The sequence below is a fragment of the Alistipes sp. CAG:268 genome, assembly GCA_000434235.1.
GTDB lineage: Bacteria > Bacteroidota > Bacteroidia > Bacteroidales > Rikenellaceae > Alistipes > Alistipes avistercoris.
This window is the reverse complement of the sequence record FR891987.1, coordinates 28,790-46,820: the sequence shown is the minus strand read 5'-3', so window position 1 is coordinate 46,820 and position 18,031 is coordinate 28,790. Positions and strand designations below refer to the sequence as shown.

Genomic DNA, 18,031 nt, shown 5'->3' with positions numbered 1-18,031 from the left:
TTGGCCGGCTTGCGGCAACGGTTCAGGACGATGCGGTTCACGCGATGCCCGAAGATCAGCAGCGACCCCTTGGCCGGGAACATGTTGATCGTTATGTCGGCCATGCGGGCGATTCCGTGGCCCCAGATGCCTCCGGCATTGACCGTCAGCGGGGCGCGGTATTCGTGCTTCGTCCCGCTTTTGCGGTCCAGGACGCGGATGCCGGTCACGCGGCCCTGTTCGCGGATGAGTCCGAGCACTTCGTGGTAGGTGAGGATCCGGGCGCCGTGTGCCTGGGCATCGATGACGTTGGCCAGCGTCAGGCGGAAGGGATCCACGGCCCCGTCCGGTACGCGGACCGCACCGATGATCGCCGGGTTTACCGACGGTTCCATTCGTCTGGCCAGTGCGGGGTCGATGATTTCGGCCCCGATTCCCGCCTCGCGGCACGCCCGGACGAAGGTTGCCTGGTAGTTCAGGTCATCTTCGGGCAGGGTGATGAACAGACCGTCGGTCGGCTCCACGCAGTGGCGTGCAATCCGGCGCAGGATCATGTTCTCGCGGATGCACTCTGCGGCCGACTCCCTGTCGGTCACTGCGTAGCGCGCCCCGCTGTGCAACAGCCCGTGGTTGCGGCCGGTGGCTCCCGAAGCGAAGTCGAACCGCTCGACCAGCAGCACCCGCAATCCGCGCAGGGCGCAATCGCGGGCCGTTCCTGCACCAGTCGCTCCGCCTCCGATGACGATGACGTCGTATTCGCGTTGTTCCTTTGCTTCCATACTTTCTGTTTCCTTGGCTGTTGGTGACCGATTTATAATTTCAGGATGCCGTTTTTTGTGTTGTTTCAAAATTGTGTTGTTTCATTCAAAAGTTGCTGCAACCCTTATGAAACACGATTTGCGTCTGTTTTTCACCCTTTATTTTGTAATATGTATTACAAAGCTAATAAACTTTTGTTAAAAATGAAATGTAAAATGACTTTTTTGGGATTTAATCGAAATTTTTTGCCGATGTTGTAGTTTTGTTTCGAAATATGATGTTGGGGATAGGACTTTCGACGGATCGAAACGAAATGTGCATGGAGTCTGATATGAGGGTGGACTATAAATATAGGTAGGAGCCCTCCCTTGCGGGAGAGCTCCTGTCCTGTCGTGTCGGTATGGGGGGAAGATAGGTAAGGCGGGGCGGGATTTTTTACCGGCCCGTTGTCGTTCGGGAGGTGATCCCGCTTCCCGGTATCATGTCTCGTGGCTCCTTTCACTTGGGCGGAGCAGGGACGCCACCTTGCCGAGCACCCATTCGTAGCCGCTGCGTGCGGCCCGGGCCACCTCGTAGACCGTTTCGATCTGCTCCTGCATGCGGCAGAGGTGCGGGCGGAGCAGCCATCCGTAGATCGTTGCGGCAAGGAGCGTGCAGCATCCGCCCGCGATCAGCACACCGGCGATGAGTGATCCGGTGAGGGCGTACATCCAGAGGACGAATGCCGTGAGGAAGAGCATGAGCCCCGTTGCCGCGATCAGTACGAAGGCGACCAGCGCGACGAGGAACGACCCGTCCGGCGTGCGGAGTGCGTCTCGGTCGTCGGTCCGCACGGCCTACTTCGCGCTTTTGGCCCGGAGTTCGTCGATCTCCTCCTGCATCTTCTCCTGTACCTTCTCCTGCGCCCTGGCGGCCTTCTGCTTCGCGCGGTTGATCTCCTCGTCTACGAAGTCCTTGATCTGGCGGCGCAGCTCCGGGCCCGACTGGGGCGTGAGCAGCATCGTGAGGGCCGACCCTAGGATCATGCCGCCCACGAGCGATGCGATGACAATACCTGTGTTTTTCATGGTTCGGTTGTTTTTTTTGTGACACCCGGGAAGTTGCAAAGTCCGGGCCAAAGGCGTATCTTTGGCGCATGATCCCCGAGATGTCCTCCATGAGCTCCGATCCTGCGGCAGCCTCCCGCACGGCGGCCTTCACCGGCCACCGCACCTATTGCGGTCAGGCCGACGCTCTGCTCGGGCGGCTGCTCGAGCAGCTCTACGGCCGCGGCTTCCGCACGTTCCTGAGCGGCATGGCTGTGGGCTTCGATCTGGCGGCTGCCGAGGCTGTCGCGGCGTTGCGCGTGCGGCATCCGGATGTGCGGCTGGTGGCCGTTGTGCCGTTCCGCGGGCAGGAGTGCCGCTTCCGGAGTGCGGACCGTACGCGCTGGGAGCGGATCGTGGCAGGGGCCGATGCGGTCGAGTTCCTGGCAGAAGGGTATCATCCCGGCTGTTATGCCGTGCGCAACCGCCATCTGGTGGCCCGTGCCTCGCTCGTCGTGGCCTGGTACGACGGATCGCCGGGCGGCACGCAGTACACCGTGCGGGAGGCGCTGCGCGGCGGACGCGAGCTGATCAACCTCCATCCCGACGTGCAGCTCAGCGTCCGGCCGGTAGATCCCCGCCTCTTCTGAAACGGCCGGCCTTGCCGTCCTTTCGCTTCCGGGTTCCCATGCCCGTCCCCGTCCCTTCTCTGTTTCCTCCCGGTCCTTCCTCCGCTCCTTCGGAGCATGAAAAACCCCGGAAGCTCCGAGCTTCCGGGGTCTCTCTGCGGGTCCTTCGGGGACCTTATTTCCAGTTGAGGATCTTGTGGAAGTCGTACTCCTCGGGGTTGGCGACGTACTTCTTCGCAGCCTCGTAGTCCTCGGGCGTGATGGCGTTGAGGATGTTCTCGACCACCGACGTGAACTTGTCTGACTTGATGTCCACCAGACGGGGCGGAATCTTGCCCGTTGCGGGATCCTGCAGGTCCTTCAGGTAGAGCGGCGAAACGTTGCCCTCCGAATCGACATAGACCATGCAGCCGGTCTTGCCCTCGGCGAAGAGCTTGTGTACGCCGATGCCGAGCTCCGAGCAGTAGGTCAGGTCGTATGCGATCGGGGTCTGGCAGCGGATCTCGTAACCCAGCTCGACGGGACGGCTCTTTACCTTGATGCCGAGCGTCTTGAGCTTCTTCTCGATCATCTCGTTGAAGATGTGGGCCTTCGACACCTTGCCCAGCTCGGGGTGTCCGTGCTCGTCGTAGGTGAAGTGTACGCCGCTCTTGCGGATCTCCTCGTCCGAGAGTGCGTGGAATACGCCCTCCGAGATGACCGCTGCGCCGTAGTCCATGCCCATGATCTTGCGCTTGATGATCGACGAGATCACGAGGTTCACGATCTTCTCGACGGTGATCTCCGTCTTGTCGAACATCTCGGGGATGACGATCATCGGGTAGTGGCAGGCCTCGCCGATGCCGAATGCCAGGTGGCCGGCCGAGCGGCCCATGGCAGCCAGCACGAACCAGTTGCCGCTCGTGCGTGCGTCTACATAGACGGCGCGGGCGATGACGGCACCCTTGTCCTTGGCCGACTCGTAACCGAACGTCGGCGTGCCCTTCGGCAGCGGCAGGTCGTTGTCGATGGTCTTCGGAACGTGGATGTTGGCGATGGGGTATTTCTTGGCCTCGAGGAACTTGGCGATGCGGTTTGCCGTCGAAGCGGTGTCATCGCCGCCGACCGTCACGAGCAGCTTGACGTTGTTGTCGGTGAAGAACTTGAGGTTGAAGTTGTTCTCGAAATCGGCGTCGGTAGGCTTGAAACGGCTCATCTGCAGGAACGAACCGCCCTGGTTGAAGATGCCGTCGGCCATCGGGTAGTCGATGTCCACGGTGCGGGGCGAGGGGTTGAACAGGCCCGTGTAGCCTTCGTGGAGGCCGATTACGCGGTATCCCTTGCGGAGGAACGTCTTGGCGACGCTGCCCACCACGGTGTTCATGCCGGGGGCCGGTCCGCCGCCGGTGAGAATTGCGATTGCTTCTTTCATGGTTTTTGATCTGTTTATGAGTATTGACTCGGATTTTTCGGTTTCAGCCGCCCAAAATTACGACTTATTTTTCAAACGGGCAAAAAAAAGAGGACTCCCGGCGAGCGGGAGCCCTTTGGGGGTTTTCCGATTGATATGGATTACTCGACCACGGTGACATTGACGGCCTGCTCGCCCTTGGCGCCTTCGCCGATCTCGAACGAAACCGTCTGACCCTCGTTGAGCGACTTGAAGCCCTCCTTTGCGATTCCCGAGAAGTGCACGAAAATCTCCCTGCCGTTCTCGGCCGTAATGAATCCGTAGCCTTTCTTGCTATCGAACCATTTCACTTTACCTGTCATAAATCAAGAAATTAAAATAATACGTTCTACAAAGTAATGCAAAAAACCTTGGTTTTCAAAACTTTTTAGGCCTTTTTTTTGTCGTGCGGAAAAAATTCGTATATTTGTTCCCGTAAGAAAATTCCGATCGCCATGATTCTGAGCAAACGTCTGAAACTCGCGCTGCTGGCCCTTCTGGGCTTTTCGACGGCCTGTTCCTCGGTTAAGGAGGCGCGCCGCGGGTCCGCCGACAAACGGGGCGAAACCTCCGAAGCCGCTGCGGCATCCGCAACATCGGAAGCTGCGGCCGAACCGGCGGCCGATACGACGGAGCGGAAGGTCCCGTCGCGGCTCGTGCTGATGTATGGCGTGCGGACTCCGGCCTATCCTTTCGTCGAGGACCCCGTGCGGGCCGATACGCTCGGCATCAAACCGCAGACTCCGGCAGGACAGCCCGCGGCGCCCGATCCCGACCCCCCGGCGTCGTCCGACGCCGCACAGCAGCGGTAGGCGATGTCCGGCCGCCGCATCGGGCTGCGCAAACGCCTGGCCCTCGATCTCTTCTCCGACCTTTATGCCGCCAAGGTGCGCGAACACCGTCTCGATACGCTCTTCTGGGAGTGTACGCTGCGGTGCAACCTCTCGTGCCGCCACTGCGGCAGCGACTGCCGCGTCGATCCCGGTGTGCCGGACATGCCGGTCGAGGATTTCCTGCGCGTGCTCGACGAGGAGGTTACCCCGCATGTCGATCCGGCCGATGTGCTGATCATCGTCTCGGGAGGCGAGGTGCTCGTGCGCGAGGACCTCGAGCGGGCGGGTGCCGAGATTACGCGGCGCGGCTATGCGTGGGGAATGGTCACCAACGGCATGGCCCTGACGCCCGCACGGCTCGAGTCGTTGCTGCGGGCCGGCCTGCGCTCGGTGTCGGTCAGCCTCGACGGATTCGAACGCGAGCACAATTGGCTCCGCCGCCATCCGCAGAGCTACGACCGTGCGTTGCAGGCCCTGCGGCTCGTGCTGCGCGAACCGCAGCTCACGAGCGACGTGGTGACCTGCGTGACGCGGGAACTCGTGCCGCAGCTCGAGGCTTTCGGCGAAATGCTCATCGCCGAGGGAGTGCGCCACTGGCGGATCTTCACGATTTTTCCGGCCGGCCGGGCGCGTGACGATGCCTCGCTGACACTCTCCGACGCCCAGTTCCGCGCGGTGCTCGACTACATCCGCCGCATGCGGCGCGAGGGGCGCATCGACGTGAGCTACGCCTGCGAGGGCTTCCTGGGCGGCTATGAGGCCGAGGTCCGCGACCACTTCTACCAGTGTGCCGCCGGGGTCTCGGTGGCCTCCGTGCGGGTCGATGGGGCGATCTCGGGCTGCACGTCGATCCGTGCGAATTTCCACCAGGGCAACATCTACCGCGACCGTTTCTGGGAGGTGTGGGAGAACCGTTTTCTTCCGTTCCGCAACCGGGAGTGGGCGCGGCGCGGGGAGTGCGCCTCGTGCCGGATGTTCAAATATTGCCTCGGCGGCGGGATGCATCTCCACGGCGACGACGGCGAACTCTTTTATTGCCATTACAAGCGGCTTTGAGCCGCTGCCTCCTTTCCGGCTGCCGTGCTCTCCGGCGGCCCCTCTTCTGCCCTCGGCCCCGGCTTCCCGGCCCGGCTGCCGCCTTTTGTGTCCTGTGGCCGCTTCTCTTTTGTCCGGACTCCGTTTTTTTGCAGGCTCCTTGTGCGATTTTCGCGCCCCGGAGGCCTTGTGATCCGCCCCGAACCGGAAATTATTTTTACATTTGTGCAAACAAAACGGAGTATGAAAGTCTTATATACCGCTCTTTTGGCGTTATTGTTGTTCCCTTCGTGCCGTCGGCAGAGCGGCGATATCGATTCGTTCCTGCACAATGCCGAGAGCCTGATGAACGAGCATCCCGAGGATGCGTTGAGCATCATCCGGCATATCGACCGGCGCAAGATCTACTCGTCGGCCTCCGAGGCCCGCTATGCGCTGCTCTATTCGCAGGCGCTGGACAAGAACTACGTGGATGTGACCAGCGATTCGCTGACGGCTGTCGCCGTGAACTATTACGACCGTCACGGCACGAAGCACGAACGGGCGATGGCCCACTACTATCAGGGCCGGGTCTTCTCCAACGCCGGGAATTTCGATGCCGCCATCCGTTCCTACTCCCTTGCCGAGGATGCCGCTTCCGGCACCGACGACTATTATCTGTTGGGATTGATCAACAATGCTGTCGGAAATTTGCATTTTGAGCAGTACGATCTCGATGAAGCTTTACAGCGAGATCAGCAAGCAGCTTCCTTTTTTCATCGTGCTCAATCACCTTACAATGAAGCGTTGGCTTATATTGGAGTTGGAACGGTGTATAGTTTGAAGGGAGATAATGAGCAGATGGAAATCGTTTATAATAAAGCAATTGAGATTTATAAGGAATTAAATGCAACTGATAAAATATTGCCCTTATATGAAGATATAATAATAGAAACTAAGCTTAATACAGGAATTGATTTATCAAGCATTAAGCGAGATTTACGTCATTATTACACGATATATAATAATGGAAGAATTCCAATTCAGTCAATGGGATTGTGGCAAGGAATTTATCTGAAAGCAAATGAATTGGATTCGGCTCGGTTGTGTGGTGAGATTATACTTCGAAATAGACAGGCTTTTAATGCACATAAGATCGCCGGTTGCTATTCTTTATTGGAACGGATAGAAATGGCGCGGGGAAACTATCCTGAAGCCTACCGTTATGTGAAGCAGTATATCGCTGTGATGGACTCCATCAATCAGGAAAAAGAGGAGGCATTGGTGTTGGAACTCGAGCAGAAATACCGCAACCGAATCCTGAACCAGTCCTATGAGAACCTCAAACAGCACAACGACCAGCAGCGGATCATTACCGGCCTGGTGCTCCTTTTCTCGTTGTCGCTGCTGGTCGCCGGTCTGCTCTACCTGCGCAAATGGCGCGAGAATGCGGCCCTGAAGATGCGCGAGGCCGAAGCCGAAAAGGAGTCACTGGGCCGGGCCTGCCGCGAACTGCAGGAGCAGCTGGGAACGGTGGGCGACCGCGTGGATACGGACGACGAGCAGGAGCGGCAGCTCTTCGACGCACTTGAGGAGCGTATGGTCGTCCTGCGCAACTGGGTGGACAAGGCCGAGACGATGAAACCCGCATTGTTCATGAAATCCTTCTGCGACTACATGACCGTAAACGTCAAGTCGAAGCATGCGCTGTCCGACCTGCAGTACGTGGTCAATCGCAAGTACTTCGGCGTGGTCGATTACCTCAAGGCCCACTATCCGGAGCTGCGCAAGCAGGACCTCGACCTTTGCTGTCTGCTCTGCTTCGGCTTTTCGCAGCACGGCATTTGCTACCTCTATAATTACGAGGATATCGGTTCGTTCTACAACAAGCGGAGCCGCCTGCGCAAGAAGCTGGGGCTTCCGCCCGAGCGGACGCTCGAGAGCTTCATCGCCGAGCTCCTTGCCGAACTGGCCCCGAAGGAGGAGTGATCGGCCGTGTGCCGCAAGGGGTGCCGAACCCTTATTCGGCGAGGACATGCATGTCATTGAATGCACTATTTTTCATCATACCAGAATAGGCTGTGCTCCAGCCCTTTGAACGGCGTCCGATCGCAGGTATGATAAAGTGTGTTTGTAAATATCTGGTTTTCAGTATGTATTTCTGGTGTGTATGATATCCCGTCCGGGCGTTTGCGTTGTCCGGTGCGTTTTGTCGTGCTACTTTTGGGTCTGTTCAAACCAATTAACCCAAAACACACATGAAGAAATTCATTCTGACTTTGCTGGCCACCGTAGCGACGGTATCCGTCGCCTATGTTGCCCCGAAACAGGAGTCCGACGGCGGGACCAAGGACGAGGAGAAAAAGGAAATGTCGATGCAGGATATTGTTATCCGAGATTTAATGTCCCCTGTTAGACGAGGTCAGGCTCGCAGCGGAGGTGCGACGGTCGATGTCTACTATGTTCCCGGTTCGGGCCTGGAGTTCTACTTCAATCCCGATTATCTGCTGGGAACGGTCACGATCGACGTTACCGATGCATCGGGCGCAAGCATCGCCACGCGCAGCTGCAACACCGACACCGAACCTTCGGTATGTCTCCCCGTTGTGCTCACGACCGATAACTCCTACTCGATCCGTATCGTCGGCCCCGATTACGAAGGCGTAGGAACCATTTTGTAAATATGGCCCGTGGAGGATATCTCTTGGTAGGGATTCTGTGCGGCATTGCCATCTGTTCAGCCTGTCGGATCGCTGTCGGAATATGGGATACTCCTCCACGAAGCCTTTTGTGCAAAGCCCGTATATCGGTACGCAATGAATCCGATGCGCCGATTGCCTATCCGATAGCCCGGGTCTCCGGAACCCCGATCCTGCAGGTCGGCAACGAAGCGGGGGAGATCGAAATGACGGTCCCCAGGGGGGCGACCATCTCGTTCCTCCTTCCCGGAAGCATGTTTCACCGTTATCAGGCCGATGACCTCACGGTCTCCGATTCGGCCTCCGTGCAGCGTCGCATCGTCGCACGACGTTTGAAATATCCCTTCCGGGAACCGGTGCCGATACTCATGGACCGCATCCGGTAGAGACGGACTGTCCGGTTGTCGTGGACCGGGACGTCGAGTACGCCCCGGTCCGTATTGCTTACGCAGGGCGCGGCTCCTGCAACCCGGGGAGGACCGCGCACAACGCAACGCCTGCGGCAAGTGATTCCCGGGAACGGACTCCGGTCGGGCTCCGGCCCGATCCGGCGGATCCCGATGGCCGGCGTATCGTGCGTCGGCCATTTCTCGTGCCGGACAGTCGGTCGGAGGATGCGCATCGCATCCGGCCCGGCTCCTGCTCCGTGCGGCGAGGTGTGCGGCTGCATCCGGCAATACGGCTCATCCTGTTTTGTTGAATCTCTCTTTAAACCCCAAGCTCTTTTTATTCAACCATGGAAAATCCGATGCCCTCCTTTCTGCATTATTTCCTCCGCCGTGCCGGAATCCGGATCGATCTGCTGCGCCTTCGCGCGGTTTACGACCGGCATCCGCTGCCGCACAGCATTCGTTCGCTCAGCGATACGCTCGATGAGCTGTGCATCCCGAACATGATCTGCCGCCTGGAGTTCGACCAACTTTCCGAACTCGACGGGCCGTTTCTGGTCGTGTCGGGCAATGCCGAGTATCCGTTCCAACTCGTCGAGCGTCTCGATCCCGAAACCCGTACGGTGCGCCTCCGTACGGCCGACAACCGGCTGATCGATGAGACGTTCGACCGCTTTCGGAGCGCATGGGACGGTTCCGTGCTGACGATCGACCGTGGCGAGGCTCCGGCCGGGAGGCTGCGTCCGGGTTATCTTGTCCGCCAGCTGCTGGCGTTCGTCGATCGGACGTGGGGCTGGTGGCTGGCCGTGTCTGTAATCTGTCTGGCGGCCTCCTGTCTTTTGCCCGCCCTCACCGGGATGTGCGGTGCGGCGCGGTCGCTTGTGACCGGAGTCGGATGCATCGGGCTTGTGGTTGCTTTTGCCGTGGCGATCCTGCTGGCCCGGCGTTTTCTCGGCCGTGTGGACCGGGATGCGGAGATCGTCCGGCTGCGGAATCTCCGCGAACAGCTGCTGGGTATTCCGGATCTGTTCTGGCAGCTGCTCGGCCGCGAAGCGGAGGAGGAGGTGGACAGTGTCACGGCCGCTCCGGTGAGCAACTACGCCGAGGCCGAGCATACGGTGACCGTCGTGCTGAATCCCTCCTGTCCGGATTGTGCCCGGATCTGCGACGTGATCGGCAAGTTGAAAGGGGTGCGGATCGACCTGATCTTTGTCGTGGACGACGGCGACAGGAGGGCCTACGATGTGGCGCTGCGGTTGATCTCGTCGGGCATCACCAGCGAGTGGGGCGAGACCTTCCGGCTCCTTGCGGCGTGGTACGGGCGGGGCCGGGTACCCGCGACGCCGATCCATCCGCTGGCCGGCAACGACCTGTCGGCCCAGCTGAACTACTGCCGGAGGATCCGCATCGTGCGTACGCCGACGATTCTGGTGGACAACCGCCGCCTGCCTGCCCTCTATGATGCGGAGGATCTGAAGATCCTGCTCTGATCTTCCCGTGTCCGGTTCGTACCGGATGCGGGGTCTTCCGTTCCGGCCCTTTTGCCGCGGCAGGGTGGTCGGCTCTCCCGGTTGCGGGTAAAATAAAAAAAACCTTTGCCGAAGCAAAGGTTTCCGTCGTTTCCGACCTGGTCGGGGAGACTGGATTCGAACCAGCGACCTCCAACTCCCGAAGCTGGCGCGCTAACCGGACTGCGCTACACCCCGAACTTTGTTTTTTGGTGCCCTTATCGTTTTAAGAGCGCACAAAGATAAGCCTAAAATCCGAAAGCACCAAATATTTTCGGAAAAAAATATCATTTCGCCCCTTTTCGGGCGATACTTCCGGCGACACCGTCCTTCCCGGCATCACTTCGCCGAACTCCCGATCCAGGTCCATTTGTGCCAGATCCACTCCAGCGGTCCCTGTCTGTGCCGCTTGAGCCACCATTTGCAGCAGGCGATCTGCAGCACGAGCATCGCGATGCCGATGAGCAGGCTGACCGTCTGTCCGCAGCGGGTCGCCAGCCCCAGCCCGAACGGATAGTAGACCAGTGCGCCGAGGATCGACTGCCCGATGTAGTTCGACAGGCTCATCCGTCCGTAGGTACGCAGGTCGGCCACCCGGCGGCGGAACCCTTCGAAACGGTGGTAGAGCAGCACGAACGACGAGACGAGCACGAACGTGAAGGCGAGTTTCTGCCACATGTCGAGCACGGTCCCCAGCGTGGGTTGCAGGGCGCTGTCGCCGGCTACCAGCTCCGAGAGCTGGTTGAGCGGGGCGTAGAGCACGGCGCTGGCGACGAGCAGCGCGAACCACCGCCGCATGTTGCGCTCGCCGCCCAGGAAGAGCTGCCGGCGGCCGAAGTAGAAGCCCAGGAGGAAGAGTCCGGCCGTCTGGATGTAGCGCCCGGCGTCGATGGCCCAGAAGAGGCTGGCCTTTTGTCCCGTCAGGAGGTTGTTGCGCACGAAATGGAGGAAATCTCCCTGTTGCGTGTATGCGATCGCCTCGCCGAAGAGTGCGCCCACGCCCAGATCGGGGGCCCGGTAGGCGGGGTCGATGGCCCCGGCCGCGTAGTGGAACCACTCGACGGGCTGCAGCAGGAAGAGTACAGCCAGCCCCAGCACCACCTTGTCGCTGCAGTTGCGCACCAGGAAGAGAATGATGCCTACGGCGGCGAAGAGCAGCAGCACGTCGCCAGCCATGAAGAATACCGAGTTGAGCGATGCGAAGCCCACGAGCAGAAGCAGCCGCCAGAGGAATCGGTACCCGAAGTCGCGTCCCTGCCGCCGCTGGTTGCTCCATTGCACGTAGAACGTGAACCCGAAGAGCAGGGCGAAGATGGCGTAGGATTTGCCGGCCATCAGGGCGAAGACACCGCAGAAAACGCTGCGGTCCAACCAGGCGAGCCAGTCGGGCTGGTCGGTGGGGTAGATGTAGAAGTTGAAGTGCTCGACGCTGTGGACCAGCAGAATCGCCATGACGGCAAAGCCGCGCAAGGCATCGACCACCTCGACGCGGGGTTGTTTTGCGGTTAGTTGCGGGTTCATTTCATGCGGATGGTTTCGGGAGTTTTCCGGCGTGCCGGGTCTGGAGACAAAAGTACGAAAAAAACGTGTTTTCCGGCGCTTCGGCCGACCGGGAAGTCGAAAAAAATGTTATATTTGTTCTCAATCCATACCAATCCTAATTATCCACTACCGCAATGAACACACCTTTGATTTTCTGGATCGTGCCCGCCGCCTCGGTCGTCGCATTGGCCGTGGCGTGGATCTTCTACACGCGGATGAAGCGTGAGGACGAGGGCACGGAGCGCATGCGTGAGATCGCGGCACATGTCCGCAAGGGGGCGATGGCCTATCTGCGCCAGCAGTACAAGGTCGTCACGATCGTCTTCGTCGCCCTGGCGCTTCTGTTCGCCTACCTGGCCTACGGTGCCGGCGTGCAGAACCCGTGGGTGCCCTTCGCCTTCCTGACGGGCGGGTTCTTCTCGGGGCTTGCGGGTTTCTTCGGCATGAAGACTGCAACCTACGCCTCGGCCCGCACGGCCCATGCGGCGCGCCAGTCGCTCGACCGCGGCCTGAAGGTCGCCTTCCGCAGCGGCGCCGTCATGGGACTGGTCGTCGTGGGCCTCGGCCTGCTCGATATCTCGTTCTGGTACCTGATCCTCGACCACTTCACCGATGTGGCCGGACCGCAGAAGCTGGTCGTCATCACCACGACGATGCTGACCTTCGGCATGGGAGCCTCGACGCAGGCCCTCTTCGCCCGTGTCGGCGGCGGCATCTACACGAAGGCTGCCGACGTGGGCGCCGACCTGGTGGGCAAGGTCGAGGCCGGCATCCCCGAGGACGACCCGCGCAATCCGGCGACGATTGCCGACAACGTGGGTGATAACGTGGGTGACGTGGCCGGCATGGGCGCCGACCTCTACGAGAGCTACTGCGGTTCGGTGCTGGCCACCGCGGCGCTCGGCGCCGCAGCCTTCGCCTCGGCCGGCAGCGAGGCCCTGCAGCTCAAGGCCGTGCTGGCCCCGATGCTGATCGCCGCCGTGGGCATCCTGCTCTCGATCATCGGCATCTTCCTCGTGCGCACGAAGGAGGGGGCCACGATGCGCGAGCTGCTCCGCTCGCTGGGCGTGGGCGTCAATTTCAGCTCGCTGCTGATCGCCCTGGCCACCTTCGGCATCCTCTATCTGCTGGGCATCGAGAACTGGGTGGGTCTCTCCTTCTCGGTCATCACGGGCCTCGTGGCCGGCGTCGTGATCGGACAGGCCACCGAGTACTACACCTCGCACTCCTACCGTCCGACGCAGAAGATCGCCGGCAGCTCGAAGACCGGCCCCGCGACGGTCATTATTGCCGGCGTCGGCTCGGGAATGATCTCCACGGCCATCCCCGTCGTGACGATCGGCGTGGCCATCATCCTGGCCTACCTTTGCGCCATCGGCTTCGACATCCACCACATGATGACGCCGCAGAACCTCTCGCAGGGCCTCTACGGCATCGGCATCGCCGCCGTGGGCATGCTCTCGACACTGGGCATCACGCTGGCCACCGACGCCTACGGGCCCATCGCCGACAACGCCGGCGGCAACGCCGAGATGAGCGGCCTGGGGCCCGAGGTGCGCAAGCGTACCGACGCCCTTGACGCGCTGGGCAACACGACGGCTGCCACGGGCAAGGGCTTCGCCATCGGTTCGGCGGCCCTCACGGCGCTGGCGCTGCTGGCCTCCTACGTCGAGGAGATCCGCATCGGCCTGCTGCACAACGGCGTTACCGAACTGCTCTTCACCGACGGGACGAAGTGCCTGGTCGAGCAGGCCTCGATCCTCGACTTCATGTCCTACTACAACGTCTCGCTGATGAACCCCACGGTGCTCGTCGGCGTCTTCATCGGCGCGATGATGTCGTTCCTCTTCTGCGGCCTGACGATGAACGCCGTGGGGCGCGCGGCCGAGAGCATGGTGCAGGAGGTGCGGCGCCAGTTCCGCGAGATCAAGGGAATCCTCACGGGCGAGGGTACGCCCGACTATGCGCGCTGCGTGGCCATCTCGACGCGCGGGGCGCAGCGTGAGATGCTCTTCCCGAGTCTGCTGGCCATCATCGTGCCGGTGGTTGTCGGCCTCGTCTTCGGCGTGGCGGGCGTCATGGGCCTGCTGGTCGGCGGCCTCGGTTCGGGCTTCGTGCTGGCGGTCTTCATGGCAAATGCCGGCGGTGCCTGGGACAACGCCAAGAAGATGGTCGAGGAGGGCCACTTCGGCGGCAAGGGCTCCGAGTGCCACAAGGCCACGGTCGTCGGCGACACGGTGGGCGACCCCTTTAAGGATACCTCGGGCCCGTCGCTCAACATCCTCATCAAGCTCATGTCGATGGTCTCCATCGTCATGGCGGGGCTCACGGTCGCCTTCCACCTCTTCTGATTCCGGCGCAGCCCTGTGTGGCGGCCCGTATGGCGGCAGCCCTTTCCCGGTGACAGCCCTTTCCGGCAGACCCGGCAGGGTGCACCGCCTTCTTTTCCGGCATCCGGCCCGGACGGGATTCGTTCCCGCCCGGGCCGGCCGTTCTTCCCCTCCCCGGTGCTCCCTGCGAGCGGCCGTCGGGCCCCCGTATTTGTAAATCCCGGCCGCATGCACTATCTTTGCAACCATGAAAAACATCGTATTCGATCTGGGCGGAGTGCTCTTCGCCCGCGACAAACGCAAGTGCGATCCGGAGATCATCGAATTCTTCAGCTTCCTCCGGGCCCCGAAGATGCCCCGTTTCTGGGAGGAGTACGACCGGGGTACCTCGACCCTCGGGGAGGTTACCGACACTCTGGTCGGAATGACCGGCCGTTCGCGCGAGACCTGCGCGGCCGTGCTCCAGCGGGCCATCGACCTGCAGGAGCCCGTTGCGCCGACCGAAGAGCTCGTCCGCGACCTGAAGGAGGCCGGCTACCGCCTCTACGTGCTCTCGAACATGTCGCGCGAGTTCATCGACTACCTGCGCCGTTTCCCCGTCTACGGGCTTTTCGACGGTGAGGTCGTGTCGTGCGAGGAGCTTTGTGTCAAGCCCGAGCCGCGGATCTATGAGATCCTGCTCGACCGTTACGGACTCCTCCCTTCCGAGACGCTCTTCATCGACGACCGCCCGGCCAACATCGACACGGCCCGAACGTTGGGTATCGGGGGCTTCCTCTTCGATGCCCACGACCCGGCCTCTTCCTGCGCGGCCCTCAGGCAGATGCTGCTCTGACCATCCGTCCGCATCGCCGGGCCCAAGGCCGGGTCGGCTGTCGCCGGATCCGGCCCCATCGGCTTCTTCAGCCCGCGCCCGTCGTACTTTTGCCCATCCGTCTGAAAACAGAAAGGCCGCCCGATCACTCGGGCGGCCTTTCCGTTTTGCAGTGCGGGCTCCGCTACTTGAAGTTCTCGTCGCGCATGAGCTCGAACTCCGGTGCGAGGGCGTACATCCGCACGTACTCGAACTTGCCGTCGGCCACGAGCTTGAACTCGAATGCGTGGGTCACCTTGCCCGTGCTCGAACCGATGTGCTGCGTGTAGAGCATGAACTCGAGCGTGTAGATGACATCGATGCCGTCGATCATCTTGACGTTGGGGTAGAGCGTACCCAGCGCACCGGACATCACCTCGCCGAAGCGCTTCTCCGTCTCGGCATAGAATGCCGCATAGGATGCGCGTGCGGCCTCCTTGTCGTCCGAAGCCCAGTTTTCGTAGGCCGAGATGTCCTCGCCGGCCGGTCCCCAATAGTACTTGGGCAGCGTGTTGATGCGCCAGTTGAGGTTCGTGTAACCCACGGCGCAGCCGCTGTAGTACTCCGAGTCGGTCATGTACGAGTCGCTGCGGTTGTCGTAGCGGTACATCGGGTCCTTGTTGGCGATCACCCAGTCTACGCCGGCCTGGTAGATGCTCTTGCTCAGCTCGCTCTTGTCGGGCGCCACGACGATCGTCAGGCTGGGGTTGAAGCTCCACTTGCCGTCCACCTTCTTGAACGGGCCTTCGAGCGTCTCGTAGGCCTCGACCTTGGTCCACTGCGAACCGTCGAATGCGTAGCGGTCGGCACGCGGGCTCGTCACGTTGTCCTCATAGTACTGGTAGGCGATGTCCTTCGTCTCCTCGGGCTGTGCGTAGGGGTACTTGAGCTTGAGGTAGACGGGCAGGTAGACGTCGGGCGAGAACGACGAGCTGAAGTTCGGGTGCGAGCTGCCCATGGCCTCGTAGTCCTCGGGGTTGATGACGGCCGTGTCGGGCGTCGGCTCCCAGTTGGTGCCGTTGAAGGTGTAGGCGGCGTAACGCTCCTTGACCATCGCCGCACGGGTCATGGCCGCGAGCGTCGAGGCCGCCGATGCGGCGTTACGCGAGATGCTGGCCACCTTCACGTTGTCCACCTGGTAGGTCGTCGTGCGCTTCTCGGCACCGTTGCCCTGGTAGCGGAAGGCGATGTAGACCGCATCGCTCTTGTAGGCGCTCATGTCGCAGATGCCTGCCGTGTACCACTTGCCGGCCGTCGAACCGTCGAATGCGAAGCAGTGCGTCAGGTCGGTCCACGTGGCCTCCTCGGGCGTCACGCCGTTGTAGTCGGTCGAAACCAGCACCTGCAGCCCGTCATGCGTCCAGTAGGAGATCTTCACGTCGAAGGCCAGCTGCGGCTGTTCGCTCGCCGAGAGGTTCACCTTTTCGGAGATCAGCCACAGATCCTGTGCCCCTTCGGTCTTGAAGGCCGACACTTTGGCCGAATTGACTCCGTTGTACGAATCGAGCGTCCAGGTCGAGCTGCTCTCACCCTTGACGATCTGCCCGGCGTTCAGTCCGCCGGCAAACGACTCGTCGATGCTCGTTGCCGCCGACTCGCCACCCGTGCTGGGCTCCGAATCGGAGTAGTTGTAGGACACGAGCTTCACCGTACCCTCCGCAGCGTCGGGGTAGGCAGCCGAGAGGAACTTGTCGGCATAGCCCTCGAGCGGCTTGGAGGGGGTGAAGTAGTTGGCCGGGGTCTCGCCCCATACCGACTTGTAGTTTTCGCCCGTCACCGTGTAGGTTTCGGCCGCCGTGAGCTTGACGATCTCCTCAGCCTGTGCCGTGGCCTTGCGGTAGGTCACCGTCACCGTCGAACCGTTCGACAGGTAGGAGTTGTAGCCCGCCGATACGAATGCCGGCAGGTAGGTCTCGGCGGGAGCCGCCTCGGAGAAGCATTTGGCCGTGCCGACGGCTGCCAGGGCCTCGACGGCCTCCGGACCTGCCGCCTCGGCGATCGCCTTGTTCGCGGCGTTGTTGGCCACCGAGGAGTAGTCCGCATCGGTGAGCGTGTAGCTCACCGTCTGGATGTCGGTCACCTCCTGATCGGAGTCGAAGCCGTCCAGATAGGCGTCGTTGTAGTCATCGACCGTGCAGCCCGTACCGGCGAGTGCGGCGGCTGCGAAGATCAGTGCGAGTTTGATATGCTTGTTCATGTCGAATATTCCGGAGTATGGTTAGAAGTTGATTTTCACTCTTACGGTGTAGGTGCGTCCGAACGAGTACATGACGGCGTAGGCGTTCTGCCAGATACCCTCCTGGAGAGCGTCGCTCTGCGCATCCATGATGTAGTTGTAGTTGTAGACGTTGTTCACGTTGCCGTAGATCGTGGCGAAGATGTTGCCGATCTTGAAGCGGTAGCTGGCCGAGAGGTCGAGCTGATGCCCCCACGGAATGCGCCACGGATCCTTGACCTCGATGGTCTGGTTGCCGTTCAGGCCCGAGCCGAGCCAGAAGTCGGCGTAGTTGTTGCCGTAGGCGTTCCAGTCGGCGCTGACGCGCAGGCCCTTCATCGGGCGCACCGTCATGCCGATGGCGCCGGTGGTCTGTGCCGATCCGCCGACCTTGATGCCCTTCTGCTTGAGGAAGAGCCAGGCGTGGTCGTCGGCCATGATGCCCGAAGCCACCGTTCCGTCGAGTGCGGCGGTCATCGGCTGGCCCTGCGAGTCGTAGATGTAACCCTTCGTGTTGCTGTCCCAGATCCAGTTGCCGAGCGAGAGCATGCCGGTGATGTCCATCCAGCGGGTCGGACGCAGCGAGAAGTCGAGCTCGATACCCATGTGGCGGGCATCCACGCCGCCCAGGTTGATGCGGGCGTAGTCGCCGTTGGACATCTGCGTCGAGCGGACGAACGACTTGTCCATCCAGAGCGTGTAGTAGGCGTTGAGGTTGGCGGTGAAGATACCCGAGCGGAAGCCGTATCCGAGTTCGGCCGAGAAGACACGCTCGTTGAGCGGGTCGGGGTTGGTCACGTTGCTCGTGGTGCTCTGCAGGAATGCGC

18 protein-coding genes and 1 tRNA gene are annotated in these 18,031 nt (G+C 61.1%); 9 read left to right on the top strand and 10 right to left on the bottom strand.

Annotated elements, in window-relative coordinates:
- From glpA to QZL63_RS03950, 3 genes are all read right to left on the bottom strand, one after another.
- Positions 1–758, bottom strand: a 758-nt coding sequence (glpA, locus tag QZL63_RS03960; RefSeq protein WP_290585949.1) for an anaerobic glycerol-3-phosphate dehydrogenase subunit A, incomplete at its 3' end; no start/stop codon positions are given.
- Positions 759–1,217: 459 nt separating this feature from the next.
- Positions 1,218–1,571, bottom strand: coding sequence for a hypothetical protein (locus tag QZL63_RS03955; RefSeq protein WP_022308033.1), 354 nt, complete (start codon positions 1,569–1,571; stop codon positions 1,218–1,220).
- A 3-nt stretch (positions 1,572–1,574) separates the two neighbouring features.
- Positions 1,575–1,805, bottom strand: a complete 231-nt coding sequence (locus QZL63_RS03950) for a YtxH domain-containing protein (protein ID WP_022308032.1) — start codon at positions 1,803–1,805, stop codon at positions 1,575–1,577.
- A gap of 68 nt (positions 1,806–1,873) precedes the next feature.
- Between QZL63_RS03950 and QZL63_RS03945 the strand changes: the two genes are divergently transcribed.
- The gene (locus tag QZL63_RS03945; RefSeq protein ID WP_022308031.1) at positions 1,874–2,413 is read left to right on the top strand and encodes an SLOG family protein; all 540 of its coding nucleotides are present in this window, start codon (positions 1,874–1,876) and stop codon (positions 2,411–2,413) included.
- 154 nt (positions 2,414–2,567) lie between these two features.
- Here QZL63_RS03945 and QZL63_RS03940 read toward each other — a convergent pair whose 3' ends face one another.
- Together QZL63_RS03940 and QZL63_RS03935 are read right to left on the bottom strand one after the other, a co-directional pair.
- Complete coding sequence (locus QZL63_RS03940) at positions 2,568–3,803, bottom strand: 6-phosphofructokinase (RefSeq protein ID WP_022308030.1); 1,236 nt, start codon at positions 3,801–3,803, stop codon at positions 2,568–2,570.
- 140 nt (positions 3,804–3,943) lie between these two features.
- Positions 3,944–4,144: a cold-shock protein gene (locus QZL63_RS03935; RefSeq protein ID WP_022308029.1), complete on the bottom strand. Its 201-nt coding sequence runs from the start codon at positions 4,142–4,144 to the stop codon at positions 3,944–3,946.
- A 132-nt stretch (positions 4,145–4,276) separates the two neighbouring features.
- On the opposite strand from QZL63_RS03935, the gene QZL63_RS03930 reads away from it, so the two are divergent.
- Together QZL63_RS03930 and QZL63_RS03925 are read left to right on the top strand one after the other, a co-directional pair.
- A complete protein-coding gene (locus tag QZL63_RS03930) occupies positions 4,277–4,633 on the top strand; it encodes a hypothetical protein (protein WP_022308028.1) in 357 nt (118 codons plus the stop codon).
- Positions 4,634–4,636: 3 nt separating this feature from the next.
- Entirely contained in the window at positions 4,637–5,710 is a 1,074-nt protein-coding gene (locus QZL63_RS03925) for a TIGR04133 family radical SAM/SPASM protein (protein ID WP_022308027.1), read from the top strand.
- A gap of 252 nt (positions 5,711–5,962) precedes the next feature.
- Here QZL63_RS03925 and QZL63_RS03920 read toward each other — a convergent pair whose 3' ends face one another.
- Positions 5,963–6,385, bottom strand: a complete 423-nt coding sequence (locus QZL63_RS03920; RefSeq protein ID WP_290585946.1) for a hypothetical protein — start codon at positions 6,383–6,385, stop codon at positions 5,963–5,965.
- A 474-nt stretch (positions 6,386–6,859) separates the two neighbouring features.
- On the opposite strand from QZL63_RS03920, the gene QZL63_RS03915 reads away from it, so the two are divergent.
- The 4 genes from QZL63_RS03915 to QZL63_RS03900 all read left to right on the top strand — a co-directional run bounded on the left by QZL63_RS03915 (position 6,860) and on the right by QZL63_RS03900 (position 10,246).
- Positions 6,860–7,657 carry a hypothetical protein gene (locus tag QZL63_RS03915; protein WP_290585943.1) on the top strand — a complete coding sequence of 266 codons (798 nt, stop codon included), beginning with the start codon at positions 6,860–6,862 and terminating at the stop codon, positions 7,655–7,657.
- Positions 7,658–7,926: 269 nt separating this feature from the next.
- On the top strand, positions 7,927–8,349 hold the full coding sequence (locus tag QZL63_RS03910) for a hypothetical protein (protein WP_022308025.1): 423 nt from the start codon (positions 7,927–7,929) through the stop codon (positions 8,347–8,349).
- A 107-nt stretch (positions 8,350–8,456) separates the two neighbouring features.
- A complete protein-coding gene (locus QZL63_RS03905) occupies positions 8,457–8,753 on the top strand; it encodes a hypothetical protein (protein WP_290585942.1) in 297 nt (98 codons plus the stop codon).
- Between the two features lie 350 nt (positions 8,754–9,103).
- Positions 9,104–10,246 carry a hypothetical protein gene (locus QZL63_RS03900; protein WP_290585940.1) on the top strand — a complete coding sequence of 381 codons (1,143 nt, stop codon included), beginning with the start codon at positions 9,104–9,106 and terminating at the stop codon, positions 10,244–10,246.
- A gap of 138 nt (positions 10,247–10,384) precedes the next feature.
- Here QZL63_RS03900 and QZL63_RS03895 read toward each other — a convergent pair.
- Positions 10,385–10,462: transfer RNA gene (locus QZL63_RS03895), tRNA-Pro, on the bottom strand.
- A gap of 141 nt (positions 10,463–10,603) precedes the next feature.
- The gene (locus tag QZL63_RS03890; RefSeq protein ID WP_022308022.1) at positions 10,604–11,785 is read right to left on the bottom strand and encodes a DUF418 domain-containing protein; all 1,182 of its coding nucleotides are present in this window, start codon (positions 11,783–11,785) and stop codon (positions 10,604–10,606) included.
- Positions 11,786–11,940: 155 nt separating this feature from the next.
- Here QZL63_RS03890 and QZL63_RS03885 point away from each other — a divergent pair, with 155 nt between their 5' ends.
- Together QZL63_RS03885 and QZL63_RS03880 are read left to right on the top strand one after the other, a co-directional pair.
- Positions 11,941–14,157 carry a sodium-translocating pyrophosphatase gene (locus QZL63_RS03885; protein WP_022308021.1) on the top strand — a complete coding sequence of 739 codons (2,217 nt, stop codon included), beginning with the start codon at positions 11,941–11,943 and terminating at the stop codon, positions 14,155–14,157.
- Between the two features lie 226 nt (positions 14,158–14,383).
- Positions 14,384–14,971: an HAD family hydrolase gene (locus QZL63_RS03880; protein ID WP_022308020.1), complete on the top strand. Its 588-nt coding sequence runs from the start codon at positions 14,384–14,386 to the stop codon at positions 14,969–14,971.
- A 163-nt stretch (positions 14,972–15,134) separates the two neighbouring features.
- Here the strand turns inward: QZL63_RS03880 and QZL63_RS03875 are convergent, their stop codons facing one another.
- Complete coding sequence (locus QZL63_RS03875) at positions 15,135–17,186, bottom strand: choice-of-anchor J domain-containing protein (protein ID WP_022308019.1); 2,052 nt, start codon at positions 17,184–17,186, stop codon at positions 15,135–15,137.
- A gap of 21 nt (positions 17,187–17,207) precedes the next feature.
- A partial coding sequence (locus tag QZL63_RS03870) for a TonB-dependent receptor domain-containing protein (protein ID WP_369677299.1) occupies positions 17,208–18,031 on the bottom strand: 824 nt, incomplete at its 5' end.

What these genes read in the sequence shown, in the direction of transcription:
- QZL63_RS03885 (WP_022308021.1), top strand. Translation starts at nt 11,941, where the DNA reads ATGAACACACCTTTGATTTTCTGGATCGTGCCCGCCGCCTCGGTCGTC.
- QZL63_RS03930 (WP_022308028.1), top strand. Translation starts at nt 4,277, where the DNA reads ATGATTCTGAGCAAACGTCTGAAACTCGCGCTGCTGGCCCTTCTGGGC.
- QZL63_RS03890 (WP_022308022.1), bottom strand. Translation starts at nt 11,785, where the DNA reads ATGAACCCGCAACTAACCGCAAAACAACCCCGCGTCGAGGTGGTCGAT.
- QZL63_RS03875 (WP_022308019.1), bottom strand. Translation starts at nt 17,186, where the DNA reads ATGAACAAGCATATCAAACTCGCACTGATCTTCGCAGCCGCCGCACTC.
- QZL63_RS03935 (WP_022308029.1), bottom strand. Translation starts at nt 4,144, where the DNA reads ATGACAGGTAAAGTGAAATGGTTCGATAGCAAGAAAGGCTACGGATTC.
- QZL63_RS03950 (WP_022308032.1), bottom strand. Translation starts at nt 1,805, where the DNA reads ATGAAAAACACAGGTATTGTCATCGCATCGCTCGTGGGCGGCATGATC.
- QZL63_RS03940 (WP_022308030.1), bottom strand. Translation starts at nt 3,803, where the DNA reads ATGAAAGAAGCAATCGCAATTCTCACCGGCGGCGGACCGGCCCCCGGC.
- QZL63_RS03915 (WP_290585943.1), top strand. Translation starts at nt 6,860, where the DNA reads ATGGCGCGGGGAAACTATCCTGAAGCCTACCGTTATGTGAAGCAGTAT.
- QZL63_RS03910 (WP_022308025.1), top strand. Translation starts at nt 7,927, where the DNA reads ATGAAGAAATTCATTCTGACTTTGCTGGCCACCGTAGCGACGGTATCC.
- QZL63_RS03880 (WP_022308020.1), top strand. Translation starts at nt 14,384, where the DNA reads ATGAAAAACATCGTATTCGATCTGGGCGGAGTGCTCTTCGCCCGCGAC.
- QZL63_RS03920 (WP_290585946.1), bottom strand. Translation starts at nt 6,385, where the DNA reads ATGCAAATTTCCGACAGCATTGTTGATCAATCCCAACAGATAATAGTC.
- QZL63_RS03900 (WP_290585940.1), top strand. Translation starts at nt 9,104, where the DNA reads ATGGAAAATCCGATGCCCTCCTTTCTGCATTATTTCCTCCGCCGTGCC.
- QZL63_RS03925 (WP_022308027.1), top strand. Translation starts at nt 4,637, where the DNA reads ATGTCCGGCCGCCGCATCGGGCTGCGCAAACGCCTGGCCCTCGATCTC.
- QZL63_RS03945 (WP_022308031.1), top strand. Translation starts at nt 1,874, where the DNA reads ATGATCCCCGAGATGTCCTCCATGAGCTCCGATCCTGCGGCAGCCTCC.